The organism is Mycobacterium sp. ACS1612, assembly GCF_001667505.1.
Taxonomy (GTDB): Bacteria; Actinomycetota; Actinomycetes; order Mycobacteriales; family Mycobacteriaceae; genus Mycobacterium.
The window spans coordinates 1-22,694 of sequence record NZ_LZHZ01000061.1 but is presented as its reverse complement, the minus strand read 5'-3'; the positions used below and the strand labels follow the sequence as shown (position 1 = coordinate 22,694).

The window sequence follows — 22,694 nt, the reverse complement described above, 5'->3', positions numbered from 1 at the left end:
GGGGTAGGCGGGCAAGGAAGGACGTCATGGACCTCAGGGGCTTGTTCGAGTCGTGGCCGGTGTTCCGGCAGCTCACCGGCGACGACCGGTTGGGTCGCGGCAAAGCCGCCCAATCCACGCGCTCGCTGGCGTTGACGCCGCGCACCGCCGAAGCCGATCACGTCGCGCATTCGGTCTGCCCATTCTGCGCCGTTGGCTGTGCGCAGAAGGTGTATGTCAAGGACGACAAGGTCGTACAGATCGAGGGCAACCCCGACAGCCCGATCTCGCGAGGCCGGCTGTGTCCCAAGGGTTCTGCCAGTAAGCAGCTCGTCACCGGCCCACAGCGGCTGACCAAGGTGCGCTACCGCGCGCCGTATGCCACCGAATGGCAGGAGATCGACCTCGACCGGGCGATGGACATGGTCGCCGACCGGGTGCTCGACGCCCGTGAGAAGGGTTGGCAACAGTTCGACAAGGACCGCAACACGCTGCGCCGGACCATGGGCATCGCCAGCCTCGGCGGAGCGACGCTGGACAACGAAGAGAACTATCTGATCAAGAAGCTCTTCACTGCGCTGGGCGCGCTACAGATCGAGAACCAAGCCCGTATTTGACACAGCGCCACGGTTCCCGGTCTGGGAGCCTCCTTCGGTCGAGGCGGGGCGACGGACTATCAGCAAGACCTCGCGAACGCCGACTTCATCGTCATCATGGGCTCGAACATGGCCGAGGCCCATCCGGTCGGTTTCCAGTGGGTGATGGAGGCCAAGGCGCACGGCGCGCGGGTGGTGCACATCGACCCGAGGTTCACGCGCACCAGTGCGGTCGCTGACCGCCATGTGACTCTGCGCGCGGGCAGCGACATTGCATTCCTCGGCGGGGTGATCAACTACATCCTGTCCAACGAGCTGGACTTCCGGGAGTACGTCACCGCCTACACGAACGCGTCGTTCCTCGTCGACGAGCAATATCGCGACTCCGAAGACCTCGAGGGGTTGTTCTCCGGTTACGACGACGAGTCGGCCGCCTACGACCCGGCTACGTGGCAGTACGAACAGACCGACGCGGAATACGGCGGATCGGCTGCCAAGGAGCACGCCGCACCGGATCAACACGGTTCTGGCGGTGCCCCGATAGAAGGTGCCGCGCAACGCATTCCGTCGGATCCGACGCTGCAGCACCCGCGCTGTGTCTATCAGATCCTCAAGCGCCACTTCGCCAGATACACACCGGAGATGGTCGAGCGGGTGTGCGGTGTGCCTGCCGACGAGTTCCTGGAGATCGCGAAGGCGTGGGTGGCGAACTCCGGGCGGGAGCGGACCGCTGCCCTGGTGTACAGCGTCGGCTGGACACAGCACTCGCTGGGCGCGCAGTTCATCCGCGCCGGGTCGATCATCCAGTTGCTGCTCGGCAATATCGGCAGACCGGGCGGCGGCGTGTTCGCGCTGCGCGGCCACGCCAGCATCCAGGGCTCGACCGACGTGCCGACGCTGTTCAACCTGCTGCCCGGCTACCTGGCGATGCCACATGCGGGCCAGGAGACGCTGTCGGACTACCTCGACGACATCATCGGCAGCAACCAGAAGGGCTTCTGGCACAACGCAGATACCTACATGGTCTCGCTGCTCAAGGAGTACTGGGGGGAGCACGCCACCGCCGAGAACGACTACTGCTTCGATTACCTTCCGCGGATCAACGGCGACCACGGCACCTATCGGACCGTTATGGACATGGTCGACGGCAAGGTGTTCGGCTACTTCCTGCTCGGCCAGAACCCCGCCGTCGGGTCGGCGCACGGCCGACTGCAGAGAATGGGGATGGCCAACCTCGACTGGCTCGTCGTGCGCGACCTCGTCGAAATCGAGAGTGCGACGTTCTGGAAGGACGGCCCGGAGGTCGAGACCGGCGAGATGTCGCCGGAGACCTGCCGCACCGAGGTGTTCCTCTTCCCGGCGGCGTCGCATGTCGAGAAGGCGGGCACGTTCACCCAAACGCAGCGCAAGCTGCAGTGGCGCGAGAAGGCCGTCGAACCGCCGCGCGACGCCCGCTCGGAGTTGTGGTTCTTCTATCACCTCGGCCGCATCCTGCGCGAGAAGCTGGCCGACTCGACCGACGAACGGGACCGCCCGCTGCTGAACCTCTCCTGGGACTACCAGATGGAGGGCGACGAACCGTCGGGTGAGGACGTGCTGCGGCGCATCAGCGGTGTCGACCTGACGACCGGGCGGGCTGTCGACGACTACATGTCGCTGAAGGCCGACGGCTCCACGATGTGCGGATGCTGGATCTACAGCGGGGTCTACAAGGATGACGTCAACCAGTCGGCGCGGCGCAAACCCAACGACGACGCCGAATGGGGCTGGGTCTGGCCGATGAACCGGCGCGTGCTGTACAACCGGGCGTCGGCCGATCCGCAGGGCAGGCCGTGGAGCGAGCGCAAGAAGCTGATCTGGTGGGACGAAAACAAAGGGGCCAAGGGGGAGTGGGTCGGCGACGACGTCCCCGACTTCGAGAAGACCAAGCCGCCGGACTACCGGCCTGATGACGACGCGGTCGGGGTGGCGGCGTTGCGCGGCGACGACGCGTTCATCATGCAGGCCGACGGCAAGGCGTGGCTGTTTGCGCCCAACGGCGTGCTCGACGGCCCGCTGCCAACGCATTACGAGCCGCACGAATCACCGGTGCGCAACGCGCTTTACAAGCAACAGGGCAACCCGGCGCGCAAGGTGTACGGGCGCGCGGACAACCCGTCCAACCCGTCACCGCCGGAACCGCATGGCGAGGTGTTCCCGTACGTGTTCACCGCCGCGCGGCTGACCGAGCACCACACGGCGGGCGGGATGAGCAGGCAGCTGCCGTACCTGTCCGAGCTGCAGCCTGCGTTGTTCGTCGAGGTGTCACCGGAGTTGGCCGCCGAACGTGGCCTGTCGCACATGGATTGGGCGCACGTGATCACCAGCCGTACCGCGGTGGACGCGCGCGTGTTCGTGACCGACCGGATGCGGCCGCTGCGCGTCGAAGACCATGTCGTACATCAGATTTGGATGCCCTACCACTGGGGCAACGTCGGGCTGATCGACGGTGACGTGGTCAACGACCTGCTGGGCGTCGTCGTCGACCCCAACGTGTTCATCCAGGAGAGCAAGGTCGCGACGTGTGACATCCAGCCGGGGCGGCGTCCGCGTGGGCCCGCGCTGCTGCAGTACATCGCGATGTATCGGGAGCGGGCCGGGATCACGATCGAGACGGGCACGGATCTGGACACCACCGGGCTGTCCACCGAGCACACCGAGGAAAACCCATGAGCGACAACAGCTTTTACGGACCGCTCGCTGACCCGGCTGGCAATGCGGGGTATTCGGAGCACCCGGAGCGGGTCGGGTTCTTCACCGACACGTCGGTGTGCATCGGGTGCAAGGCGTGTGAAGTGGCGTGTAAGGAGTGGAACGAGGTGCCCGACGACGGGTTCGACCTGCTGGGTATGTCGTTCGACAACACCGGGATGCTCGGCGCGAACTCGTGGCGGCATGTGGCGTTCATCGAACAGCCCTCGCAAGTCGATCTGGGCATGCCGGGCTTCGGGCGGCCAGGCGATGTGTCCGGCGCCGAGACGCGCACCGACTTCCGCTGGCTGATGAGCAGCGATGTGTGCAAGCACTGCACGCACGCGGGCTGCCTGGATGTGTGTCCGACGGGCGCGTTGTTCCGCACTGAGTTCGGCACTGTCGTTGTACAGCAAGACATCTGCAACGGCTGCGGCTATTGCGTATCGGGCTGCCCGTACGGAGTGATCGAACGGCGCGAAGGTGACGGCCGGGCGTGGAAGTGCACGCTGTGTTACGACCGGTTGCACGACGGGCTGGAGCCGGCATGCGCGAAGGCGTGTCCGACGGAGTCGATCCAGTTCGGACCGCTCGACGAACTGCGCGAGCGGGCCGCGTTGCGGGTGGAGGAATTGCATTCCCGCGGAGAGACTTCGGCACGGCTGTACGGACACGACCCCAACGACGGCGTCGGCGGCGACGGCGCGTTCTTCCTGTTGTTGGACGAGCCGGAGGTGTACGGGCTGCCGCCGGACCCGGTGGTGCCGACGCGGGACGCCGCCGCGATGTGGAAGTACGCCGGAATGGCGGCGTCGGCGTTGGTCGGGTTGGCGGTTTCGGCGTTTGTGAGGACTCGATGAAGGAACAGCTGGCGGTGCCGCGGGCGGAGTTCCGCTCGTACTATGGGCGGCCGATTCTCAAACCGCCCGTGTGGAATTGGATGATCGCGGCGTATTTGTTCTGCGGCGGGTTATCGGCGGGTTCGGCGCTGCTGGCAGCGGGGGCCGACGTGACAGGCAGGCCGGGGCTGCGGCGCGGTTCGCGGGTGGGCGCGTTGATCAGCATCGTGGCGAGCTTGTACTTCCTGGTCGCGGATCTGGGTCGTCCTGAGCGGTTCCATCACATGTTGCGGGTGGCGAAGCCGAGTTCGCCGATGAGCATGGGCACCTGGATCCTGACGGCGTACGGACCCGGGGCCGGGTTGGCTGGTGTCGCGGAGTTGATGCCGGGCCGACTGCGGCGTACGTGGCTGGGCCGGTTGGTGTGGTGGCTGGCCAGGCCAGCCGGTGTGTGGGCCGCGGCGACGGGGCCGGGTGTGGCGTCGTATACGGCAGTGTTGTTGTCGCAGACCGCGGTTCCGGCGTGGCGTGAGGCGCATCCGTATCTGCCGTTCGTGTTCACCGGTTCGGCGGCGGCAAGCGGAGGCGGTTGGGGGATGGTGGTCGCGCCGCACGGCGAGTCAGGCCCGGCGCGGCGGATGGCGATCGCGGGAGCGGGCTTGGAGGTCGCGGCGTCACGGCTGATGGAGAAGCGGCTAGGGCTGTCGGCGGAGGCGTACACGACCGGGAAGGCACACCGATTGCGGCAGTGGTCGGAGTATCTGACCGTCGGGGGAGCGCTCGGAGCGGCGGTGAGCCGGCACCGCGCGGTGACGGTGGCGTCGGGCCTGGCGCTGTTGGCAGGCAGCGCATTACAGCGGTTCGGGGTGTTCGAGGCGGGCGTGGAGTCGACGCGCGACCCGAAGTATGTCGTGGTTCCGCAGCGGGAACGGCTGGCGGCCGGGCGGCCGGCGCGTGGCGACCGGTCTGCCCGGCTCTGAGCGACATTGTCGCTGCGGCGGGCGCACCGGCTGATCATTGTTCGAATTGCGCACCTCTGGGCGGCAGTGTCGCTAAAAGCGTTGTCTGCCTATGCTTTTGGGTCTAAGCGCTTGACACGCGATTTAGTTGTCGCTGGGGGGTGGTTGGGGTTCGTAGGGGTCGTATCATCACCAGTCGGCGCGTTCGCCGATTGGGCCGGTGCAGGGCGGCACGTCGGGTGGGGGTGTGGTCGGTGTTCGCGCGAGTGAGCCCGAGTCGAGTCGGTTTCCGTCGCTGTCGGTGACGACGAGTTTGTCGGCGGGGCCTCTGATGGTGATGCCGCCTTTGTGGTGCAGTCGGTGGTGGGATGGACACACGACGAGCACTAGGTTGTCCAGCTCGGTCAGCCCGCCGTTTTCCCAATGGATGATGTGATGGGCATGCAACCCCCGCGTCGCCCCACACCCGGGCACCGCGCAGGTGGGGTAGCGGTGCTCCAACGCCCGCCGCAACCGCCGGTTGATGGTCCGGGTGGCGCGTCCGGCGCCGATCACCTGCCCGCACCGCTCAAACCACGCCTCACACGTGGCATCACACGTCAGGTATTGACGATCGGCATCGGAGAGCAGCGGCCCGAGATGCAGGTTCGCGATGCGCTGCTCGATATCGACGTGCACCACCACGGTGGTGCGCTGCCCCTGCGGGCGCCGTACCGCTTCAACATCCCAACCGGACTCGACCAACCGCATGAACGCTTGCGGGGCATTGAGCAGTGGCGGGCGCGCTTCGGCGGTGCTGGCACCGTGATCCTGTTTCCATCCGTTGAACAGCGCATCGCGGTGTGACGCCAACGCCGCATCGAAGGTGGCCGCCTGAGCAGAGGGCAGGGTGATCCGGTATTTCGTGCACGTCTCGTCGGAGGTCTTGCCGAACGACGCCTCCGGCGCCGGCTTCGGCTCAGCCTCGGGCCGCGGTTCGAGTGTGACCGCCTTGCGGAGTTGGCTGATCGTCGCGACGGCAGCCAGTTCGGCGTAGTGCGCGTCGGATCCGTCGGCAGCGCGCGCGGCGATCACCCCGACCTGATCCAGCGACAACCGGCCCTCCCGCATCGCCGCCGCACACCGAGGAAACTCCTCCAGCCGGTCGGCGACCGTGGTGATGGTGTGCGCCGTGGTCGTCGACAAGCCCGGTCGCCAGGCCATCAACGCCGACACCGACCGTGCTCCGGTCGCACCCCACAACATGTCCCGCTCGATCTGCGCCGCGATATGCACATGCGCCCATCAATGGCATTACGCTGACCCGCAAGCTCCGCCAACTCCTCGAATAGCACCTCAAGACGAGCGCTGCGGGGCACCACAGCGTCGTCAGAAGATGCAATCGAAGACATGAGCCCATCATCGCCACAAGCTGAGACACGAGGCACGATTCGCCCCGCGAATACCAACATCCTGTGGATGAATTCGCGCCTGGGGATAAGCATTTGGAGAAAGTGGCGTAGCCCACTATTGAGCGACACGGTCGCTATCGCCGACTTTGTCGCCAGGAGCCGGGCAATTCGTGAATTGGCGCTTAACTCTGGATGAATGGTTCAGCGGCCTGCCCCACGTCGGCAGTTGTCCGTCGAACGCCCACGTCGGCTCGAGTGGCGTAGCCCACAATTCAGCCGACAATTAGTGAAATGGCGCACAGCCCTTGATGAATCGGCCAGCGATTGTGCCTGAAATGCCGATCGCGATACCGGCTAGCTGGAATACCGCTTTGGACGTTCACCGTGACGACATCGATTTAACAGTGGCGCAATATAGACGTGTCAGCCCAAAGGAGAAGAAATGAAACTGAGTTACGTCGCACCGCTGGCCATCGCTACCTTTGCCGCGGCAATCGGACTGGCGCCCCTCGCCTCCGCGGATGCAACCGTGCACCAGAACAATGGCAACACCGAGATCACCGCAACTCCAGGTGTCGCCGCCCACGAAGCTGCCCAACAGCAGCAGCCTTTCGGTGGTGCCGAAGGCGCACTGATCTTCCACCACTAGGAACCAGCATCGCGATGGGGCCGGACGTGACCGCGTCCGGCCTTTTCCGCTTGATAGCGTCAGGAATTGATGACCACTCCATTCTCGTGGCAGCTGCCGTACGCCTGGCCGCGTAAGCCACTGTTGGCACGCAACATCGTCGCGACCTCACAACCGTTGGCCGGGCAGGCCGGTCTGGCGATGATGGCGGGTGGCGGCAATGCGGTCGACGCGATCATTGCGACCGCGATCACACTAACCTTGGTGGAGCCTGTGTCCAACGGCATCGGATCCGATGCGTTCGCCATCGTTTGGGACGGACGGCAACTGCACGGATTGAACGCGTCGGGCCGGTCACCGGCGGCGTGGACACCGGAGTACTTCACCGAGAGCGCCGTGCCCGTAATGGGGTGGAACTCGGTGACGGTGCCCGGTGCGGTGTCGGCGTGGGCCGAGCTGCACGCGAAGTTCGGCAAGCTGCCGTTCGCCCGGTTGTTCGAGCCCGCGATTGACTACGGCCGCAATGGTTTTCTGGTATCGCCGACGGTCGCCGGGCAGTGGGCCGAGCAGGTGCCGCTGTTCGCGGGACAGCCGGGCTTTGCCGACGCGTTCATGCCCGACGGGCGGGCGCCGCGACCCGGAGAACTGTTCAAGTTGCCGGAGCACGCCGCCACTCTGGAGAAGATCGCTGACACCAATGGTGACGCCTTCTACCGCGGCGAACTGGCCGAGGCGATGGAGGCGCATTCGACGGCCAACGGCGGCGCGCTGCGCGTGGCCGATCTGGCGGGACACCGCGCCGACTGGGTCGGCACCATCACCGGCGACTACCGCGGTTACACGGTGCACGAGATTCCGCCCAACGGCCAGGGCATCGTGGCGTTGATCGCGCTCGGCATCCTGCAGCACTTCGACATCCCTTCGCTGCCGGTCGATTCGGCCGAAAGTGTGCACCTGCAGATCGAGGCGGTGAAGCTGGCCTTCGCCGACGCGCTCGCCTACGTGTCCGACGGCGACCACATGGCGGTCACCGCACAGCAGTTGCTCGACAAGGGCTACCTTAAGCAGCGGGCCGATCTGATCGACCGACACCAAGCGAAACCCGTTGTGGCGGGCCAACCCCGCGGCGGAACGGTGTACCTGACCGCTGCGGACGCTGGCGGCATGATGGTGTCGATGATCCAGTCCAACTACATGGGGTTCGGATCGGGTGTGGTGGTGCCGGGCACCGGCATCTCGCTGCAGAACCGCGGCACGGGTTTCGTCGCCGAGCCGGGACACCCGAACCAGGTCGGGCCGGCAAAACGCCCATACCACACCATCATTCCCGGTTTCGTGACGAAGGCAGGTGCACCCGTGATGAGCTTCGGCGTGATGGGCGGCACCATGCAACCGCAGGGCCACGTCCAGGTGATGGTGCGCATCGCCGACTACGGGCAGAACCCGCAGGCGGCCTGTGACGGCCCACGCTTCCGGTGGATCGGCGGACAACAGGTCAGCGTCGAGGGCGGATTCCCGCCCGCCACGTTGGACGGACTTCGCGAGCGCGGACACGAACTCGTTACCGTCGACGACTACAACCAGTTCGGAAGCTGCCAGGCGATCTGGCGACTCGACGGCGGCTATGTCGCGGCTAGCGACCCGAGGCGCGACGGCCAGGCCGTCGGCTTCTAGCCCGTTACGGCAGAACCGTTTTCATCAGCATGACGTTGTAGGCGGTCCACTCCGACAGGTTGAAATACAGTTCCCTGCCGGTCGACCAGGGATGCAGGAACGGCGCATAGATGCCGCCGGGAAACTGCATCGACGGCACGATCATCTGCTCGGGACCCCAGGGTCCCTGCGGTGCGGAGGCCGTCCTGAAGACCACGTCGTTCATGCCATTGCAATACATCATCAGGTACTGCTTGAGGTAGGTGTTGAATTGGGCCGACATCTCGCCCACCGGCCCGGGAACCACCGGCGTCGCTGCCGCCGGATTGCCTGGCACCCAGGCGTTCTGGTCGGAGTTCCAGTACTCGTACTTGGTCACGTCCGCGATCGCGCTCGGCGCGACACGTGCGACGTATGCCGATCCGCCGCGGCCTGCGGGCGTGCCGAACGAATAGATGTAGGGGTCGCCGGGACCCGGCTTGAGGAACGCGCCCTGCTGGAAGTTCTCATTCCCCGCGACGTGCCGGGCGCCGGGAATCGCGTCCGGCCTCGGCGTGCGGACGGACCCGGGGTAAACACCCCACCGTTCACCGTTGTCCGGTGACACCGCGATCGCCGAGTAGTTGGTTGTCCACGCGCCGTTGGCATCCCAACTCTTGATGGACATGTAGTTGATGTACTGGTTGCCGCCGACCGAGATGCCTGCGGTCGGGATGATGCCCGTCTCGTCGGGCGCCCATTTGGTGCTGTTGATGATCTGCTTCGAGATGCCGCGCGCCCACATCGGTGAGTTCGCCACATTGACCGTGTTGGACAACCCGCCGTCCTGGCTGCGCATCAGCACGTTGTACCGCCACTGGTGGCCGGGGACGCTGCAGTAGCCGGACGTGTCGCCGAACGCCATCAGAACTTGGTGAGAACCGTTGTCCCACATGATGCCCAGGTCGGTACCGGAGACGGCGAACCGGGACAGCGTGTTGTTCGGGCTCTCCGGCCCAGTCACCCAGCCGACGAGCGACGTTCCCGGCGGTGACGGTGGCCCAGCGGGTGCTGGTGCGGGAGCTGCCTCCGGAACAGGTTGCGCCGCAATGGGTGGCGCTGGTTCGGTGGCCGCGGCGGGAGGCGGGGGCGGCGGGGCGACGGCCGCCTGTTGCTGCACGCGCGCGGAGCGCTGACCCATCAGGTTCATCACCGCCGAGGTGATGGGCCCGATCTTGGGCAGTGGCGCGGCGGTGTTGGCGTACGCGGGCCGGTGGCCTCGTGGCGGGCCGCCGTTGGTGGGCAGTGGTTGGGCCGGCGCCTCGACCTGAGGCTGCCCCGCTGCTGCGGCATCTGTGCAAGGCTCCGCGTTCGTCGGTGAGGCGACCCCGATCGCGATACAGAGCACGATCGCGGACGCCACCGAGATCGAGGCGATTCGCGGACGCGGCGACATGACACACCTTTCGCAGGGGGCATGACGTCGCTTTGACGTCAGGAGTCGACTGCTGTGACAGTAGTGATCACTGGTGTCGAAGTGATCATCGGTGCGCTGATAGGTATACATCCGTGACCGTGTCGCTATACATCGATGTAATTCTGCAATCGGTCAGCAATCAGCAAGCAGGTTGCTGACGGAGCCGTCAAATGGGCCATGTTTCCAGGCCAAACGGGCTAAATGTTCGATAACGGATCTTTGCTTTACCGCGCATGGGGACATTTGGTGTGTTCCCATCGGTGGATGTCTGTGAGGCAGCGCTGGCCCGACGACGTGTCCACCGACCTGGTACCGGTGCGCGCGGCGCAGGAACCCGTCGACGAGTCGCGACGCGACATTCCGCTGTGGACGCTGAAGTTGCTGCTCATCGCCGTGGCTGTGGGTGTCGTGGCGGCGTCGGTCGCCGTCATCGTGCATATGACCGACCGCTCGGCAGCCGACGGACCGACCGCAGCAGCGGGCGGGGACTGCCTCACCTGGCCGCCCGGCGAGCCGGAGCGCGCCGCTCGGGTCGACTGTTCCGACGAGCACCTATTCGAGGTGGTCGGTGCGGCGTCACCTGACGGCCAGCAGGCCTGCATGCAAGCGGTCGAGCGCAGCCTCGGGTCACGCTACGAACCGAATGGGCGCTTCGTCGTCGGAGCGGCGTCGGTGTCCGGCCAGTCGATGTGCGGCTTGCAGTTGCCGAGCAACGGTGTCGCATCGGTGTCGTTCAAGGGCCGCGTCGTCGACCAGGACCAGTCCCGCGTCTGGCCGACGGGCACCTGTCTTGGGATCCGGGACGGCAAGACGACCGACGTCGCGGTGGAGTGCGGTCTGCCCCATGCGTTGGAAGTCACTCGGACCGTTGACCTTTCCACCCATTTCGGTCAGTCGGCGCCGTCGACCGCTGCTCAGGACGCGGTGGTGCGTGAGGTCTGTGGTGCGGCGACGTCGGCGTACCTGGCGCCGGTGCCGCTGGCGGACACCGGACTGTCGGTGCGCTATCAGCCGATCGATGCGGCCGGATGGGCGGCGGGCAGCCGCAAGGTGGCGTGCCGCATCGGGGCGCCGAAAGACGGCGGCGGGTGGGCGACGTTGGTGCGCAGTGCGAAAGACGGCGTTGTGGTCGATGGGCGGCGCGGCGTAGCACTGCCCGCACCAGCACCCGAACCGCCCGCGCCCGCCGAACCGGCCGCCGCCGTCGAGGCGGCCGCCCCGATAAGCGAGACGCCGGCACCGTCGACCGCCGTCGAAGTGCCGGTCCGGGTGAACCACGAAACCGACGAATCTTTCACTCCCGCAGCGCCCGTGCCGCAGATGTCAGGCGCGCAGAGCCCGACGGCGGTGCCGCATCTGGACGGCGCGGAGGCCCCAGGACCGATCCCGCACATGACGGGACCCACGGTGCCGGGGCCGGTGCCCCACATGGTCGGCTCGGTGGCGCCTGGCCCGGCGTCGGGCGCGCTACCGGCAGAGCGGGCTGCGGACTCGGCCACCCCGTAGGCTTTGCTGGGTCGCGGTCTTCGTCGGGATTCCGGTGCTGGGGCCGATGGTGGTGCGCCGACTGCGGACAATTCGCGGACCGGTTTTGGCGGGCACGGCCAAAGTGTTGTCACTCAAGCGGTTTGGTTCGGTTGCGGTCGACGGTCCCGCGGTCTACCACAAGGACGGTCGCGGTCGAGGTGAGCCAGACCAACCCGCGCAAGGTCCGGCTCGGTAGAAGTCTGCCGGGCCGGACCCTTTAATGCCCCGTCATTTCGTCCTCATGCTCCTCGACGAGCCAGCGCGCCACGTCGACAAGCTTGATGTTGGTTTCCTTGGACGCTTTGGCCAGCAGGTTGAACGCTTGTAGCCCGGTCAGGTGGTCGCGGTGCATCAGCAAGCCCTTGGCCTGTCCGATGACGTCGCGGCTGGCCAATGCGGCTTGGAAGTTCGTCTCCGCGGTGGCACCGATCATGGCGACGGCCGCGTGCTGGGCGAGGATCGTGCCGACGTCCACCGAATCGTCGGAGAAGACGTCGGGCTCGCCTGCATACAGATTCAGCGCGCCGAGGGTCTCCGAGCGGACGAAGAGTTGGAATGACAGCAGGCTGCGGACGCCCAACTCCGTTGCCTGCTGTGCGAATTGAGGCCACCTGAGGTCCGTCGTCATGTCGGCGATGTGGACGGTTTGGTGTTCCCGCAGCGCCGTCAGGCACGGTCCATCACCGAGTTCGGACTGCAGGTCATCCAGTTTGGCGACGATCGGGTCGGTGGGAACCTCGGCGAAGACCCGGCGTGCGTGAATCCTCGAGATGCCCGCCCACCGCGCGCCGGGCACGATATGCGCGGCGGCGTCGACGATCGTGTGCAACGTGTCCGCAGTCCCACTCTGCGCCTGCATGTCGACGGCTAGATCACCGAGGAGGCGTGCCAGCCGGTGGTGAACATCACCGCCCATGAATAAAAGCGTAGGTCGGCCGCCTCGACAGCGGACCGGATCGGCACGTCAGGTTTGATTCCGCCGGGCGGGGATATATAACTTCCAGCGGGCGAAAGGGACGACGGTGGCGATCAATATTCCGGCTGAGGACAGCGCATTGGCGATCTGTCCGGCATGCGGATATCCGACATGGGGTAGCGGGCTGTGTGCGCCGTGCGCGCCGACGGTAGCGGACACGATCGAGGTGGCCGCCGACGTCTCGGACTTCAACCCCGCCGCCTGAGGTTGTCCACGGACTACTTGTTGTACGCCGTACTGCCTTCGACTGCATGGGTGGTGCTGATCAACTTGGCGTAGCAGTGATCGCGATCCAAGCCGTTGCTAGTGCACCACGCCAAGGCTTGATCGGCGGTCGGAAACCCGGCGCCGACGATGGTCACCCAGAAGTCCGATTCGGAGAACGTCGACCAACTGCCTGACCACAGCAGTCGGACGTCGGGATAGCGTGCTCGGAGCTGTTGATGATCGGCCAAGATCATTTCGTTTGTCCACGTGGCGCCTTCTGCGACCATGCCGACCCGTTTCGAACTCAACTGCGGCACCCAGCGGTCCGCGACGGCGTTGACGACCGCTGGCTGGTCGCCTGCCGCGACGGCGCGCAGTTGCGCTCCAACGATGTCGCTGGCGGGAAGCGTCACCGGGGTCGGAGTCAAGGTCCGCGGCGGCGAACTGATCTTTGTCGTCTCGACGATATTGGCCAAAAGCGATGGCACCGTGGTCTTTCCGCCGATCTGGGTGTCATAGGTAACCGCACCCTGGACTTCCGCGAACATCGTCACGACGTCGTCTTCGACGAAGTTCGCGACCATGCGCGCATCATGCGCAGTAATAAGGGTGTTCTGGTCGTAGTCGTACGGATCTGTCGTCGGCGAAGGACCAGTGTCCGCGCGGAACGCCGTCGCCCCGGTCGCCGCGTCGAATTGCGTGATCACTCCGTACACGACGATCTTGCGGCCCGCCCACGAGTCTGGGTTCTTGGCCATCATGGCGAATTCCCGCGCGGTCAACGGTGTGTAGGTCGACCGGTCCAGGCGTTCGGCTTCCCGGGCACGGTTGCGTTCAGCCTGTCGGCTGGCGGGCTCCCGCACCGTCGTCGCGGCGCTGGGCCCGCTCGCATTGGGCGAGGGCGCCGCGCTCGGAAGAACCGGCGGCAAGGGATCCGGCCTGCTCAGCTGCAGGCCGAGCACCACTCCGACCGCCAACACAAGCACGGCGACCACGCCGGCAACCGAAGCGGCCAGCACCGGACTTCGCTTGCCGCGGTTGATATCTGGGTCGTCATAGTCCGAAGGCCACGGGACGATCTCGGGTTGGTTGTCAGGATACTGCGGGTAAACCATGAGGTTTCTTTCTGCTGTTGACGTGCGCTATTCGCCGAGCGGTCCTTGGACGAACCCGCTGTTGATCGACGGCCGGTGATCTGCCTCGTCCTCGAGGAAGTACCAGCTGGCGTTCAACGTCAGACTGATGCGCGACTGGGTGTGAACCGTGACTACGTTCGGGTTCCGGTCGAGAGCGCTGCGGAGGGCGGAGCCTGTCGCCGAGGCAATCACCCTGGCGGCGACAGGCAGGTTGCCAGGCATCGAAATATCTCCCCATCCGGCGACAAGGTCACTGAGTCCAAGAGAAGGTTTCTTCTGATCCTGAAGGCGACCTAACCTGGTGGAATCCACAGGGCTGGCCCACCGCAATCCAAGCTATTCGGATCTGCACCGACAGGAATCGGGTGTTTCCCTACGTTTGCTGAAGCGCTGGGTGGCGCTGCGATCGCCGGTGCCGGTCAGGCCACCGTCATCGCTTCGCGCGCCATCACCTCGGCGGCCGCCCGCTCGCCGGAGCGCACCGCTCCGTCGATGAACCCGTACATGGCAGCCGATGTTTCGGTGCCTGCCCAATGGATGCGGCCGCACGGTTCGCGTAACGCGGGGCCGAACTCGGTGAGCACGCCCGGCGGGGTGTGGCTGATCATGCCGCCGCCGGAGTAGCGCTCAACACTCCAGTTGTGTTCGACGTACTCGACCGGCATCCGCGCCTTGTCGCCGAACCGCTCGGCGACCGCGGCCAGCACCGCCTGCCTGCGTTCGCCGTCGGGCAGCTTGGTCATTCGGCGCGCGACGGGTCCCTCCGTGATGACGGTAAGCACGCCGGGTGTCGCCGTGTCGGTGCAGGAATCGATGGTCAGGTTGGCCATCGATCCCGGTGCGAACGACTGACCCGACAGGCCGTCGGCTCGCCAGAACGGCTCGTCATAGATCAGTGCGATCTTGTACACCGCCCCCGACGGCATCCGTTGGTGCAGCAGCGAGCGGTCCATCGAAAGCATTGGCTCGTAGATGATTTGGCTTGCGATCGCGATCGGCACCGCCACGACGGCGCGCAGCGCGCGGATCAACATGTCGTCTGACCGGACACTCACCCCGTCGTCGTCCTGACTGATGCTGCGCACCGGCTGCGACAGATGTATCGCGTCGCCGAGTTCGGCCGCGACCGCCCGGTGGATGGCGCCTATGCCCCCGACCGGTCTGGCGTCCTCGGCGGCATCCTTGACACCCAGCACGAACCGCGGGCCGCCCGCCGAGGCCATCTGGTAGAGCACGAACAGCAATGAGATCTCCGAGGCGGCCGACGTGTACAGCCCGGCGATGGAATAGTCGAGCAACTGGTGCGCGGCCTTGGACAACGAGTGCCTGTCCAACCAGGCGCCCCAGCTGAGTTGATCCCATTTGCGTGCCTTGGGCGCTGCCCACGGAGCTTCGACCGGGATCGTCTTGCACATCTGCGTCAGTTCCAGGAACACCGCGCCGATGTTCGCCACCGCCCACGGGTTCATCGAGAACGGGATGGTCCCCTGGTATCGGTACTTCTTGCCGTCGACGAACATCATCGCGTCGCCCTCGACGTACTGCTTGTAGCTCGGCACCCCGAACTCGGTCATCAAGCGATAGATGGCGTCCTGGCCCGGGCCGATCCAGGCGCCGCCGCGGTCGATCCACACGCCGTCGTCGCGCGTTTCGGTGAACGTGCGACCGCCCACCCGGTCGCGGGCCTCCAGGAGCGCCACCGAGTGCCCCGCCTGTTTCAGCCGCAGCGCGGCGGTCAACCCCGCGAACCCGGCTCCCACCACGCAATAGTCCACGTCGGCCATCGGGCCCCCTCGCCTCGAATTGGTGTCATTGTCACCCTCGCAGCGGGGTTATGCTGGCTGCTGGCGCAATTTGCTCGGCACATGAGGAGAGGTCGTGCCTGACCAAGTCAGGGTTACTCCCGAGGACTTGCGCATGTCCGCTGCCTCTGTCGACGTCCATGCGGACACCATGAAGGTCCGCCAATTCGAAGCGGACGGCCGGATGGAATCGGCCCAACCTGGTTTGCCCGCCGGGTCCGCGGCGGCGTTGACGGGCGCCGTGGCCAAGTGGCAGGCCGACACCACGGCCATCTTCGGCCGCATGGTCGACCATTCGAACGGCCTGCGCACCGGCGCGGCCGCCTATCAACAGACCGACACCGAAACGGCGAGCGACCTCGATCTCGGGCTGTAGCGGTGACGCTGTCCGTCGCCGATATCGACCGCTGGAACCCCGGGGACGTCCGCGAGGTCTTCAACGCCACCCGCAGTCGGGCCGAAGCCGCCAGGGAAGCCGCCAACGGCATCGCGCAACTCCCGGCGTTCGGCACCTGGGGCGGCGATGCGTCGGCGGCCGCCAAAGATGCGATCGGACAGACCCGTAAAGACCTCGACGCACACGGCAACGAAGCCCTGGCGGTGGCCCGGGCGGCCGACCGGGCGGCCGACGACATCGAGGCCCTCAAGGGCAAGTTGGCCAACCTCCGCGACCGCGCCCACCAGCTGGGCATGGAACTCGACGCGGCATCCAATTCCTTTGTCCCCGCGGCCGGTTCGAGCCTGACGGCGACGGACGTGGCGCTTGCCGAAGCCGAGCTGCAACCCCAGCTGGCCGCGCTACTGGCCGAAGCCGCCGCCATAGACGACGAGCTGGCGCAGGCCATCAACATGGCCACCGGCAAGACACCGATCCCGCAGACCGGTCTGCCGGTCGGGGTCGGGGGGTTGACGCCCACCCAGGTCGCCAGCGACGCCAACGAAGCGCGGCTGGAGCGGGAACGCGCCAGCACCCAGGCGCGGGTCGACCAGTTGCAACACCAGATCGACGAGCTGGCCCGGCAGGCCTACACCACCGGCGACCACAGCACCGCGACGTACGACCGGCTCAACGAGCTCAAAGATCAATTGTCCAGTACCAAAAGCTATCTGGGTGATCTGAACGCGGTGCACGACGCGCTCGGGAAAGCCCCCGAGACGTACTTGACCGTATTCGACCCGCGCACCGCCACCGGCAAGCACGTGCTGGCGGCGGTCGCGGTCGGGAACCCCGACACCGCGCGCAACGTCTCGGTCACGGTGCCCGGCCTCGGCTCGAATACCCAGGAGACCCTGCCGGGCATGGTCAGCGAGGCGCAGAACCTCCGACTCGAGGCGGAACGCCAGATGCGCAATGCCGGGATGCCCGGATCGGCGGCGACCATCGCGTGGATGGGCTACGACCCGCCGCCCAACCCGCTGAACACGCTGAGTCCGCGGGACGCGTTGGCGACCATCGGTGACGGGCAGGCGCGCGCAGGTGCTGACAGCTTGTCGTCGTACCTGGAACAGGTACGCGCCAACAATCCGACCGGACACATCACGCTGTTCGGACATTCGTACGGGTCGCTGACGTCGTCGTTGGCGTTGCAGGAACTCAATGCCCAAGGGCTGCACCCGGTCAACGACGTGGTGTTCTACGGGTCACCGGGCCTCGAGCTGACCAGTCCCGACCAATTGGGGCTCGGCGCAGGGCATGCTTATGTGATGCGCGGTGTGGATGATCCGATCGCAACCGCCGTCGCGGAGTTGGCCCCGCTGCACGGGTGGGGCGTCAACCCCTACGACGGGATGTTCCCGCAGTTGTCGGCGCAGGCCCGGTTGGACCCCGGCGGGGTGTTGCGTGAGGGCGTCCAGACCCATTCGGACTACGCCCGGCTCGGAAGCGACAACCAGTTGCGGATGTCCGGTTACAACCTGGCCGCGGTGATGGCGGGCCTGCCCGACAACGTGGCGATGGCGCCGCCGCCGCCGGCGCCGATCCCAGCGCCGCAGCCCCCATTGATACCGGGGGTGCCCCGCCGATGACACGACGAAAGTTGGCTGCGGGCCTGCTCATTGGAGCGCTGTGCATGACCGCGTGCGGCTCGTCGACCAGTACGGGGGAGACCAGTGTGAAACCAGCTGACCCGACCCAGCTCGAACAGAAGCTGCAAGCCAAGCCGTCTCTGGAATCCGCGCAGACGGAATACCAAGCGGCGGTGCAGAAGATGGCCGCGGACATCGCGGCGCTGACGCCGGGCACGACGTGGCACATCGAGCAGACCACGTGGGTGGGTTGTGGCGGCGACTATGCACAGACGAAGGGAAAGCAGGCTTACGTCATGGCGGTGTTCAGCGGGCCGATTCCGGACAATGTCTGGCCGCAGGCGCTGCAGATCGTCAAAGACGGTGCCGCGCAACAGGGCGCGACGCAATTCGGGACGTTCAAGGACAATCCCGGCGATCACGACATCTACCTCGCCGGGCCCGACGGCGTCGAATTTCGGCTGGGCACGCAGAAGGCATCCACGCTCACGGCCAAGTCCGATTGCCGATTGAGCAAGAGCTAACAGCTAAAATTGTTGCAGAATCCGGTGTTTCGGATGCAGCTGGTCTAATCGCGACCGGCGGCCGGGTGGCCGTGGCGGCGGGAGAGCGGCTGCCAGTGGACCTGTATTACGGCGAAGAGGAACGCGGTGCTGATGCCGAACAACAGCACGCCGTTCACCGCCTCCAGTGCACTGATCATCCGGAACCGGGGCGGCAATGTCAGTCCCGGTAGTTCGAAGGTGGTCATGGTGGATAGGGCGTAGACGGATGCTTGTCCGAATGAATCGAGCGCGCCGAGCCACCAATACGCCAAGGCCCACAACACGCCCTCCAATCCGTGCAAAGCGGTCAGCATGAGTGCGATGGTTGCGATGTGCATGATCACGGTCGGAATGGCGCGCCGCAGAGCAGGTCGTTCGTCGACTCTGGCGCGAATCCTCGTCTCCAGGCCGAGCGCCATGAACACCACCGCGGTGGTGTGTATCGCGATGGTCAGCACGGTGAGCGTGAGGCCGACGACCCAACTCGGGAGATCCACTCGTTCTCCCTACCACCATCAGATCGGCAAGCAGGCGCATCCACCGAAGTCGAGCGGCCGAGAAGCCTAGTTGGGCAGGCTGGCGGGTATCCACGCGCAGGCATGGCGCAGAAGGTGCGGAGGACACGCGATGGGCGACTACGGTTTAGCGGGGTTGTGGCTTCTTCTGGTGCTGTCCCTTGTCGCGGCGGTAGCCGTCGCGGCCGCCAGCATGTGGCTGGCGGATCGCACCCTTTCTGAACCGGTCAGTGAAGGGCACAACGGGGCGCTGTCGCCGTTCTTGACCTGCGTCGGCCTCGTCTACGGCGCACTGCTTGGATTCGTGATCGTGGTCGCCTGGGAGCAGTTCTCGTCTGCGGAGACCAATGTCTCCAACGAGGCGTCCACTTTGATCACGATGTACCGCCAGACAGTCGGCATGCCCGCCGAAGAGCAGACCCAGATGCGGGTGCTGCTGCGCAAATACACGGATGCCATCGCGGGTCCCGAGTGGGCGAATGCGATGCGCGCCGGCACGGGGACGGAAACAGCCCGCGATGCGCTCAATGAGATGTACAGAGTGCTCGGCGGCGAGAAGTCCAGCGTTGGGTCGAGCCCGATCAGTCAGAAGTTCCTCGACCAGCTAACGACTTTGGCGTCGCAGCGCAACCAGCGAATCCTCGACGCCAAGCCGCGGATCCCGGGGCTGCTGTGGACCGGGCTGCTTTTCGGCGGCGTCGTTCTGCTGGGCCTCGGGGGGTTCATGCGGCTTGGCAGTCTTCGCGCGCATTTCGGGTTGCTGAGCGCGGTCGCCGTCCTGCTGGGCTTGCTGCTGTTCATCGTCTTCTGGCTGGACCATCCCTTCGGCAACGAGCTAGGGGTGACTTCTGCGCCGTTCGAGCAATCGCTGAATGTTTTCGACTCGGTCGACCGGGGGACGTGAGCGGGTCATGACCCGAGTGGAAGGCGCTGCTGATCACCGCCCCGATGCCCATGTCGGGATCCGCCGACCCACGGGCCCTTCGGGTGGGGATACCACGGCGGGTTTTGCACCCGCGGGTAGTACAGGATCGGTGGTTGAAGAATGGGCGGAAGCCAGGGTATGGACCATCGCACGACCGGTCCCACGCAAGCCGTAACATCCCCTCTCAGAAGTGCGGACACTCGACGAATCTTGATGCGCGCCAGTCCTTTCTGTGTACGCGGGCCGGGCGTTAAGGTTCGGCACATATTGCGGTACCTTCAACACACGCCACCATGCCAGATCCGATCAGGGTAGATCCGCGAACAGCCGCGGCAGCGGCTGCGGTCCCGTTCGACGCCAACGCCGACGAAGTCAGCGCATGGTGGGCATCGTTGAGCCAGCCGGCGCGCGATCGGCTGATCGCCGAGCATCCGCCGGCCCTGGGTAATCTCAACGGAATTCCGGCAATCGTGCGTGACACGATCAACACCGCGGTGATGAACGACGACCTGGCCCGTGTTGCGGACGTCGCGGGCCGCCTCGACGTACCGGTCGACGCCGTCATGAAAAGCCCTCCGCAGTACGGGCTCTCAAACGACGATGTCGTGCGTTATCGCAACGCCGGCCAGGCCAAGAGCGGCCTGGACCACGACAGGGGATCCGACCCCGGCAATCCGCGGCCGGTGATGTTGTGGGCGTACGACCCGGTGGCGTTCAACGGGCAAGGCCGTGCTGCGATCGCGATCGGCAACCCCGACACGTCGGAAGACATCGCGGTCGTCGTGCCGGGAGCGGGTAGCAGCGTCGCGGGTGGCTGGCTGTCTGCAGGGCACAACGCCGCGATCAATCTGTATGACCGGACGGTGGTTGCGCAACCGGACGTTGACACATCGGTGATCGCATGGATGGGATACGACGCTCCGGACGGTTTCGACGATCAGCGAATCGGGACGCCGTGGCTGGCACGTGAGGGCGGCGCGCGGTTGGCCCAGGACGTCAACGGTCTGTGGGCGACGCGCGACAGTGCAACTGCACCGCATCTGAGCGTGATCGGGCACTCTTATGGGGCAACGACTGTCGCGGACGCCTTCGCCGGCAGCGGTATGCGCGCGAATGACGCAATACTGTTGGGAACTCCGGGCACAGACCTGGCCCGTCGAGCCGCCGACTTTCAACTCGACGGCGGCGAGGTGTATGTCGGTGCGGCGTCGACCGATCCGGTGAGTTGGATCGGGGCCTCGGGCAGCGTGCCGAACAAGCTGAACGAATGGCTTGGTCATCCGTTCGGCCGCTACGCAGGGCTGGGCATCGACCCGGCCGGCGACGGCTTCGGCTCGGTCCGCTTCAAGGCCGAGGTGCCGGGCGCCCACGCGTTGAACCTGCGCGACCATTCGCACTACTACGACGTGGGTGGGGAGGCGCTGCGCAGCATGACGCATATCGTCACGGGTGACGGTGATGCGCTCTCGCGGGAAGGCTTGGTGGCGCGAGGCAGACGCCAACCACACTTCACCACGCCACGTGAGCTGACTATTCCCGGGCTAGGACGAATTCGATTGCCGCACATCGACACTCGAATCCCTGGCACGCCCGCGTACATCGACCCGGAGGCGGCACGTCAGTGAGTCGGCAACGGCACCAACATGAGAAGGAGACTCTTGGATGTTTCCAACACAACCGGATAGTTTTGAGGGTTCGACGCTGTCCGACGCGGAGGCGATGGCGCAGGTGATCGAACCGGCCAGGGAGATCGTCAGGGCGGCCGGCCTGATGGATGTCACCGGCGGTTTCGCTTTCGAGTCCTGCAACGACCAAGGCGTGGCCCCGTTTCGGGGGCGGGTGGAGATGAGTTTCGCGGTGCCTGGCGGGATGGAACCGGATGACTATTTCTCGGGCATCGCCCTGGCAATGGTCAGTCAGGGTTGGGCCGACGGCCCGCCGCCGGGAACGTGTCCGCCGGGTGTGGTCGTACACACCGCAACGGTCATGGCGATCATCGACAGGGCGGCCGCCTCCGGGCGTGGCTCAGCGACCCTGTGCGGGCTGTGCCGCAACCTGACGGATCACCGCCTTGACGGCAAGACGGTCGGCACCGACATCACTGATCGGCTGCGCTGAGTGCGTCAGCCCCCGCACACCGCGGGAGGTATCCACACGGACACAACTGGTGGTATCCATGCGCACGGTCCGTAGTAGCCCACGTTTGGCCCATAGCCGTATCCGGGCGCACCGGCCCAGGGGTAACCCGGGGCGCCACCCCAGTCGTAGCCAGGCCCATAGCCCCAGTTATCCAACGGGATTCCACCGTGGATCGATGTCGTGACTGCCGGAGCAGCGAATGGCGCGTCAGCATTTGCCACACCCGTCGTCAGCCCGAGCCCGGTAACGGCCAGCGCGCTGGCCATGCCCATGATTTTCAGGTAGCCCATGGCAACTCCCTGCGGAATCCATGGCTATGACTCTGAGCCAATGAGCACAGAAAGTTTGTCGCCTGGGGCTAGAGTCACTAGCCATTTCTGTTGTACCGACCCGCTGTCGATCATATCTGGTGACGGGGGAAATGTCGGCTTGGTTCAGTGTTGTGACTCCGCCGAGGGCAGTGCGACCATACCCGTGTGGGTCGTCTGCCACGAAAGCTCCTCGCCGTCGGCGTGGTGGTGCTCGGACTCACGACGGGATGCTCGCCCAGCACTGCCGAGTATCCGGGCATGCCCACCAGCACCAGTGCACCGTCGACGGCGCACCCTCCGGTCGCAGCGCCCCCCCCCCCCCCCCCCCCCCCCCCCCCCAGACAGAAAAAAGACA

At 65.9% G+C, this 22,694-nt stretch carries 19 protein-coding genes and 1 pseudogene; 13 read left to right on the top strand and 7 right to left on the bottom strand.

Annotated features, from left to right (window positions below; all coding sequences use genetic code 11):
• Positions 1 to 26 precede the first annotated feature (26 nt).
• The 3 genes from fdh to nrfD are packed head-to-tail and all read left to right on the top strand — an operon-like array spanning position 27 to position 5,124.
• Entirely contained in the window at positions 27 to 3,287 is a 3,261-nt protein-coding gene (gene fdh, locus A5724_RS24230) for a formate dehydrogenase (protein WP_156752433.1), read from the top strand.
• Positions 3,284 to 4,165 carry a 4Fe-4S dicluster domain-containing protein gene (locus tag A5724_RS24225; protein ID WP_067808411.1) on the top strand — a complete coding sequence of 294 codons (882 nt, stop codon included), beginning with the start codon at positions 3,284 to 3,286 and terminating at the stop codon, positions 4,163 to 4,165. Before fdh ends, A5724_RS24225 begins: the two co-directional genes overlap by 4 nt.
• Positions 4,162 to 5,124 (top strand): NrfD/PsrC family molybdoenzyme membrane anchor subunit, encoded by a 963-nt coding sequence (gene nrfD, locus A5724_RS24220; RefSeq protein WP_067808409.1) that lies wholly within the window; start codon positions 4,162 to 4,164, stop codon positions 5,122 to 5,124. The genes A5724_RS24225 and nrfD overlap by 4 nt, the downstream gene beginning before the upstream one ends.
• A gap of 168 nt (positions 5,125 to 5,292) precedes the next feature.
• Here the strand turns inward: nrfD and A5724_RS24215 are convergent.
• A pseudogene (locus A5724_RS24215) lies at positions 5,293 to 6,494 on the bottom strand (DUF222 domain-containing protein).
• A gap of 442 nt (positions 6,495 to 6,936) precedes the next feature.
• On the opposite strand from A5724_RS24215, the gene A5724_RS24210 reads away from it, so the two are divergent.
• Together A5724_RS24210 and A5724_RS24205 are read left to right on the top strand one after the other, a co-directional pair.
• A complete protein-coding gene (locus tag A5724_RS24210; protein ID WP_067808407.1) occupies positions 6,937 to 7,143 on the top strand; it encodes a hypothetical protein in 207 nt (68 codons plus the stop codon).
• Positions 7,144 to 7,212: 69 nt separating this feature from the next.
• Positions 7,213 to 8,796 carry a gamma-glutamyltransferase family protein gene (locus tag A5724_RS24205; protein ID WP_067808405.1) on the top strand — a complete coding sequence of 528 codons (1,584 nt, stop codon included), beginning with the start codon at positions 7,213 to 7,215 and terminating at the stop codon, positions 8,794 to 8,796.
• Between the two features lie 4 nt (positions 8,797 to 8,800).
• Here the strand turns inward: A5724_RS24205 and A5724_RS24200 are convergent, their stop codons facing one another.
• Entirely contained in the window at positions 8,801 to 10,210 is a 1,410-nt protein-coding gene (locus tag A5724_RS24200; protein ID WP_067808403.1) for a DUF4185 domain-containing protein, read from the bottom strand.
• A 285-nt stretch (positions 10,211 to 10,495) separates the two neighbouring features.
• Here A5724_RS24200 and A5724_RS24195 point away from each other — a divergent pair, with 285 nt between their 5' ends.
• Entirely contained in the window at positions 10,496 to 11,737 is a 1,242-nt protein-coding gene (locus A5724_RS24195) for a septum formation family protein (protein ID WP_197518770.1), read from the top strand.
• Between the two features lie 238 nt (positions 11,738 to 11,975).
• Here the strand turns inward: A5724_RS24195 and A5724_RS24190 are convergent, their stop codons facing one another.
• On the bottom strand, positions 11,976 to 12,674 hold the full coding sequence (locus A5724_RS24190; RefSeq protein ID WP_067808399.1) for a GAF and ANTAR domain-containing protein: 699 nt from the start codon (positions 12,672 to 12,674) through the stop codon (positions 11,976 to 11,978).
• Positions 12,675 to 12,780: 106 nt separating this feature from the next.
• Here A5724_RS24190 and A5724_RS33900 point away from each other — a divergent pair, with 106 nt between their 5' ends.
• Complete coding sequence (locus A5724_RS33900) at positions 12,781 to 12,939, top strand: hypothetical protein (RefSeq protein WP_156752432.1); 159 nt, start codon at positions 12,781 to 12,783, stop codon at positions 12,937 to 12,939.
• Positions 12,940 to 12,952: 13 nt separating this feature from the next.
• Here the strand turns inward: A5724_RS33900 and A5724_RS24185 are convergent, their stop codons facing one another.
• The 3 genes from A5724_RS24185 to A5724_RS24175 form a co-directional block, all read right to left on the bottom strand.
• Positions 12,953 to 14,056, bottom strand: coding sequence for a hypothetical protein (locus A5724_RS24185; protein WP_067808396.1), 1,104 nt, complete (start codon positions 14,054 to 14,056; stop codon positions 12,953 to 12,955).
• A gap of 27 nt (positions 14,057 to 14,083) precedes the next feature.
• Positions 14,084 to 14,299 carry a hypothetical protein gene (locus tag A5724_RS24180; protein ID WP_067808394.1) on the bottom strand — a complete coding sequence of 72 codons (216 nt, stop codon included), beginning with the start codon at positions 14,297 to 14,299 and terminating at the stop codon, positions 14,084 to 14,086.
• Positions 14,300 to 14,496: 197 nt separating this feature from the next.
• Positions 14,497 to 15,861 (bottom strand): flavin monoamine oxidase family protein, encoded by a 1,365-nt coding sequence (locus tag A5724_RS24175; RefSeq protein WP_067808392.1) that lies wholly within the window; start codon positions 15,859 to 15,861, stop codon positions 14,497 to 14,499.
• 94 nt (positions 15,862 to 15,955) lie between these two features.
• Here A5724_RS24175 and A5724_RS24170 point away from each other — a divergent pair, with 94 nt between their 5' ends.
• From A5724_RS24170 to A5724_RS24160, 3 genes are read left to right on the top strand one after another with little or no spacing between them, the layout of a single operon-like run.
• Positions 15,956 to 16,255 (top strand): type VII secretion target, encoded by a 300-nt coding sequence (locus tag A5724_RS24170; RefSeq protein ID WP_156752431.1) that lies wholly within the window; start codon positions 15,956 to 15,958, stop codon positions 16,253 to 16,255.
• Positions 16,256 to 16,257: 2 nt separating this feature from the next.
• Positions 16,258 to 17,904, top strand: a complete 1,647-nt coding sequence (locus tag A5724_RS24165) for an alpha/beta hydrolase (RefSeq protein WP_067808388.1) — start codon at positions 16,258 to 16,260, stop codon at positions 17,902 to 17,904.
• Positions 17,901 to 18,428 (top strand): LppA family lipoprotein, encoded by a 528-nt coding sequence (locus A5724_RS24160; RefSeq protein WP_067808386.1) that lies wholly within the window; start codon positions 17,901 to 17,903, stop codon positions 18,426 to 18,428. The genes A5724_RS24165 and A5724_RS24160 overlap by 4 nt, the downstream gene beginning before the upstream one ends.
• 44 nt (positions 18,429 to 18,472) lie before the next feature.
• Here the strand turns inward: A5724_RS24160 and A5724_RS24155 are convergent, their stop codons facing one another.
• The gene (locus tag A5724_RS24155) at positions 18,473 to 18,946 is read right to left on the bottom strand and encodes a hypothetical protein (protein ID WP_067808384.1); all 474 of its coding nucleotides are present in this window, start codon (positions 18,944 to 18,946) and stop codon (positions 18,473 to 18,475) included.
• Between the two features lie 130 nt (positions 18,947 to 19,076).
• On the opposite strand from A5724_RS24155, the gene A5724_RS24150 reads away from it, so the two are divergent.
• The 3 genes from A5724_RS24150 (at position 19,077) to A5724_RS24140 (ending at position 22,007) form a co-directional block, all read left to right on the top strand.
• The gene (locus tag A5724_RS24150; protein ID WP_067808382.1) at positions 19,077 to 19,868 is read left to right on the top strand and encodes a DUF4239 domain-containing protein; all 792 of its coding nucleotides are present in this window, start codon (positions 19,077 to 19,079) and stop codon (positions 19,866 to 19,868) included.
• A 314-nt stretch (positions 19,869 to 20,182) separates the two neighbouring features.
• Positions 20,183 to 21,514, top strand: a complete 1,332-nt coding sequence (locus A5724_RS24145; RefSeq protein WP_067808380.1) for an alpha/beta hydrolase — start codon at positions 20,183 to 20,185, stop codon at positions 21,512 to 21,514.
• Between the two features lie 37 nt (positions 21,515 to 21,551).
• A complete protein-coding gene (locus A5724_RS24140; RefSeq protein WP_067808379.1) occupies positions 21,552 to 22,007 on the top strand; it encodes a hypothetical protein in 456 nt (151 codons plus the stop codon).
• Positions 22,008 to 22,694 lie beyond the last annotated feature (687 nt).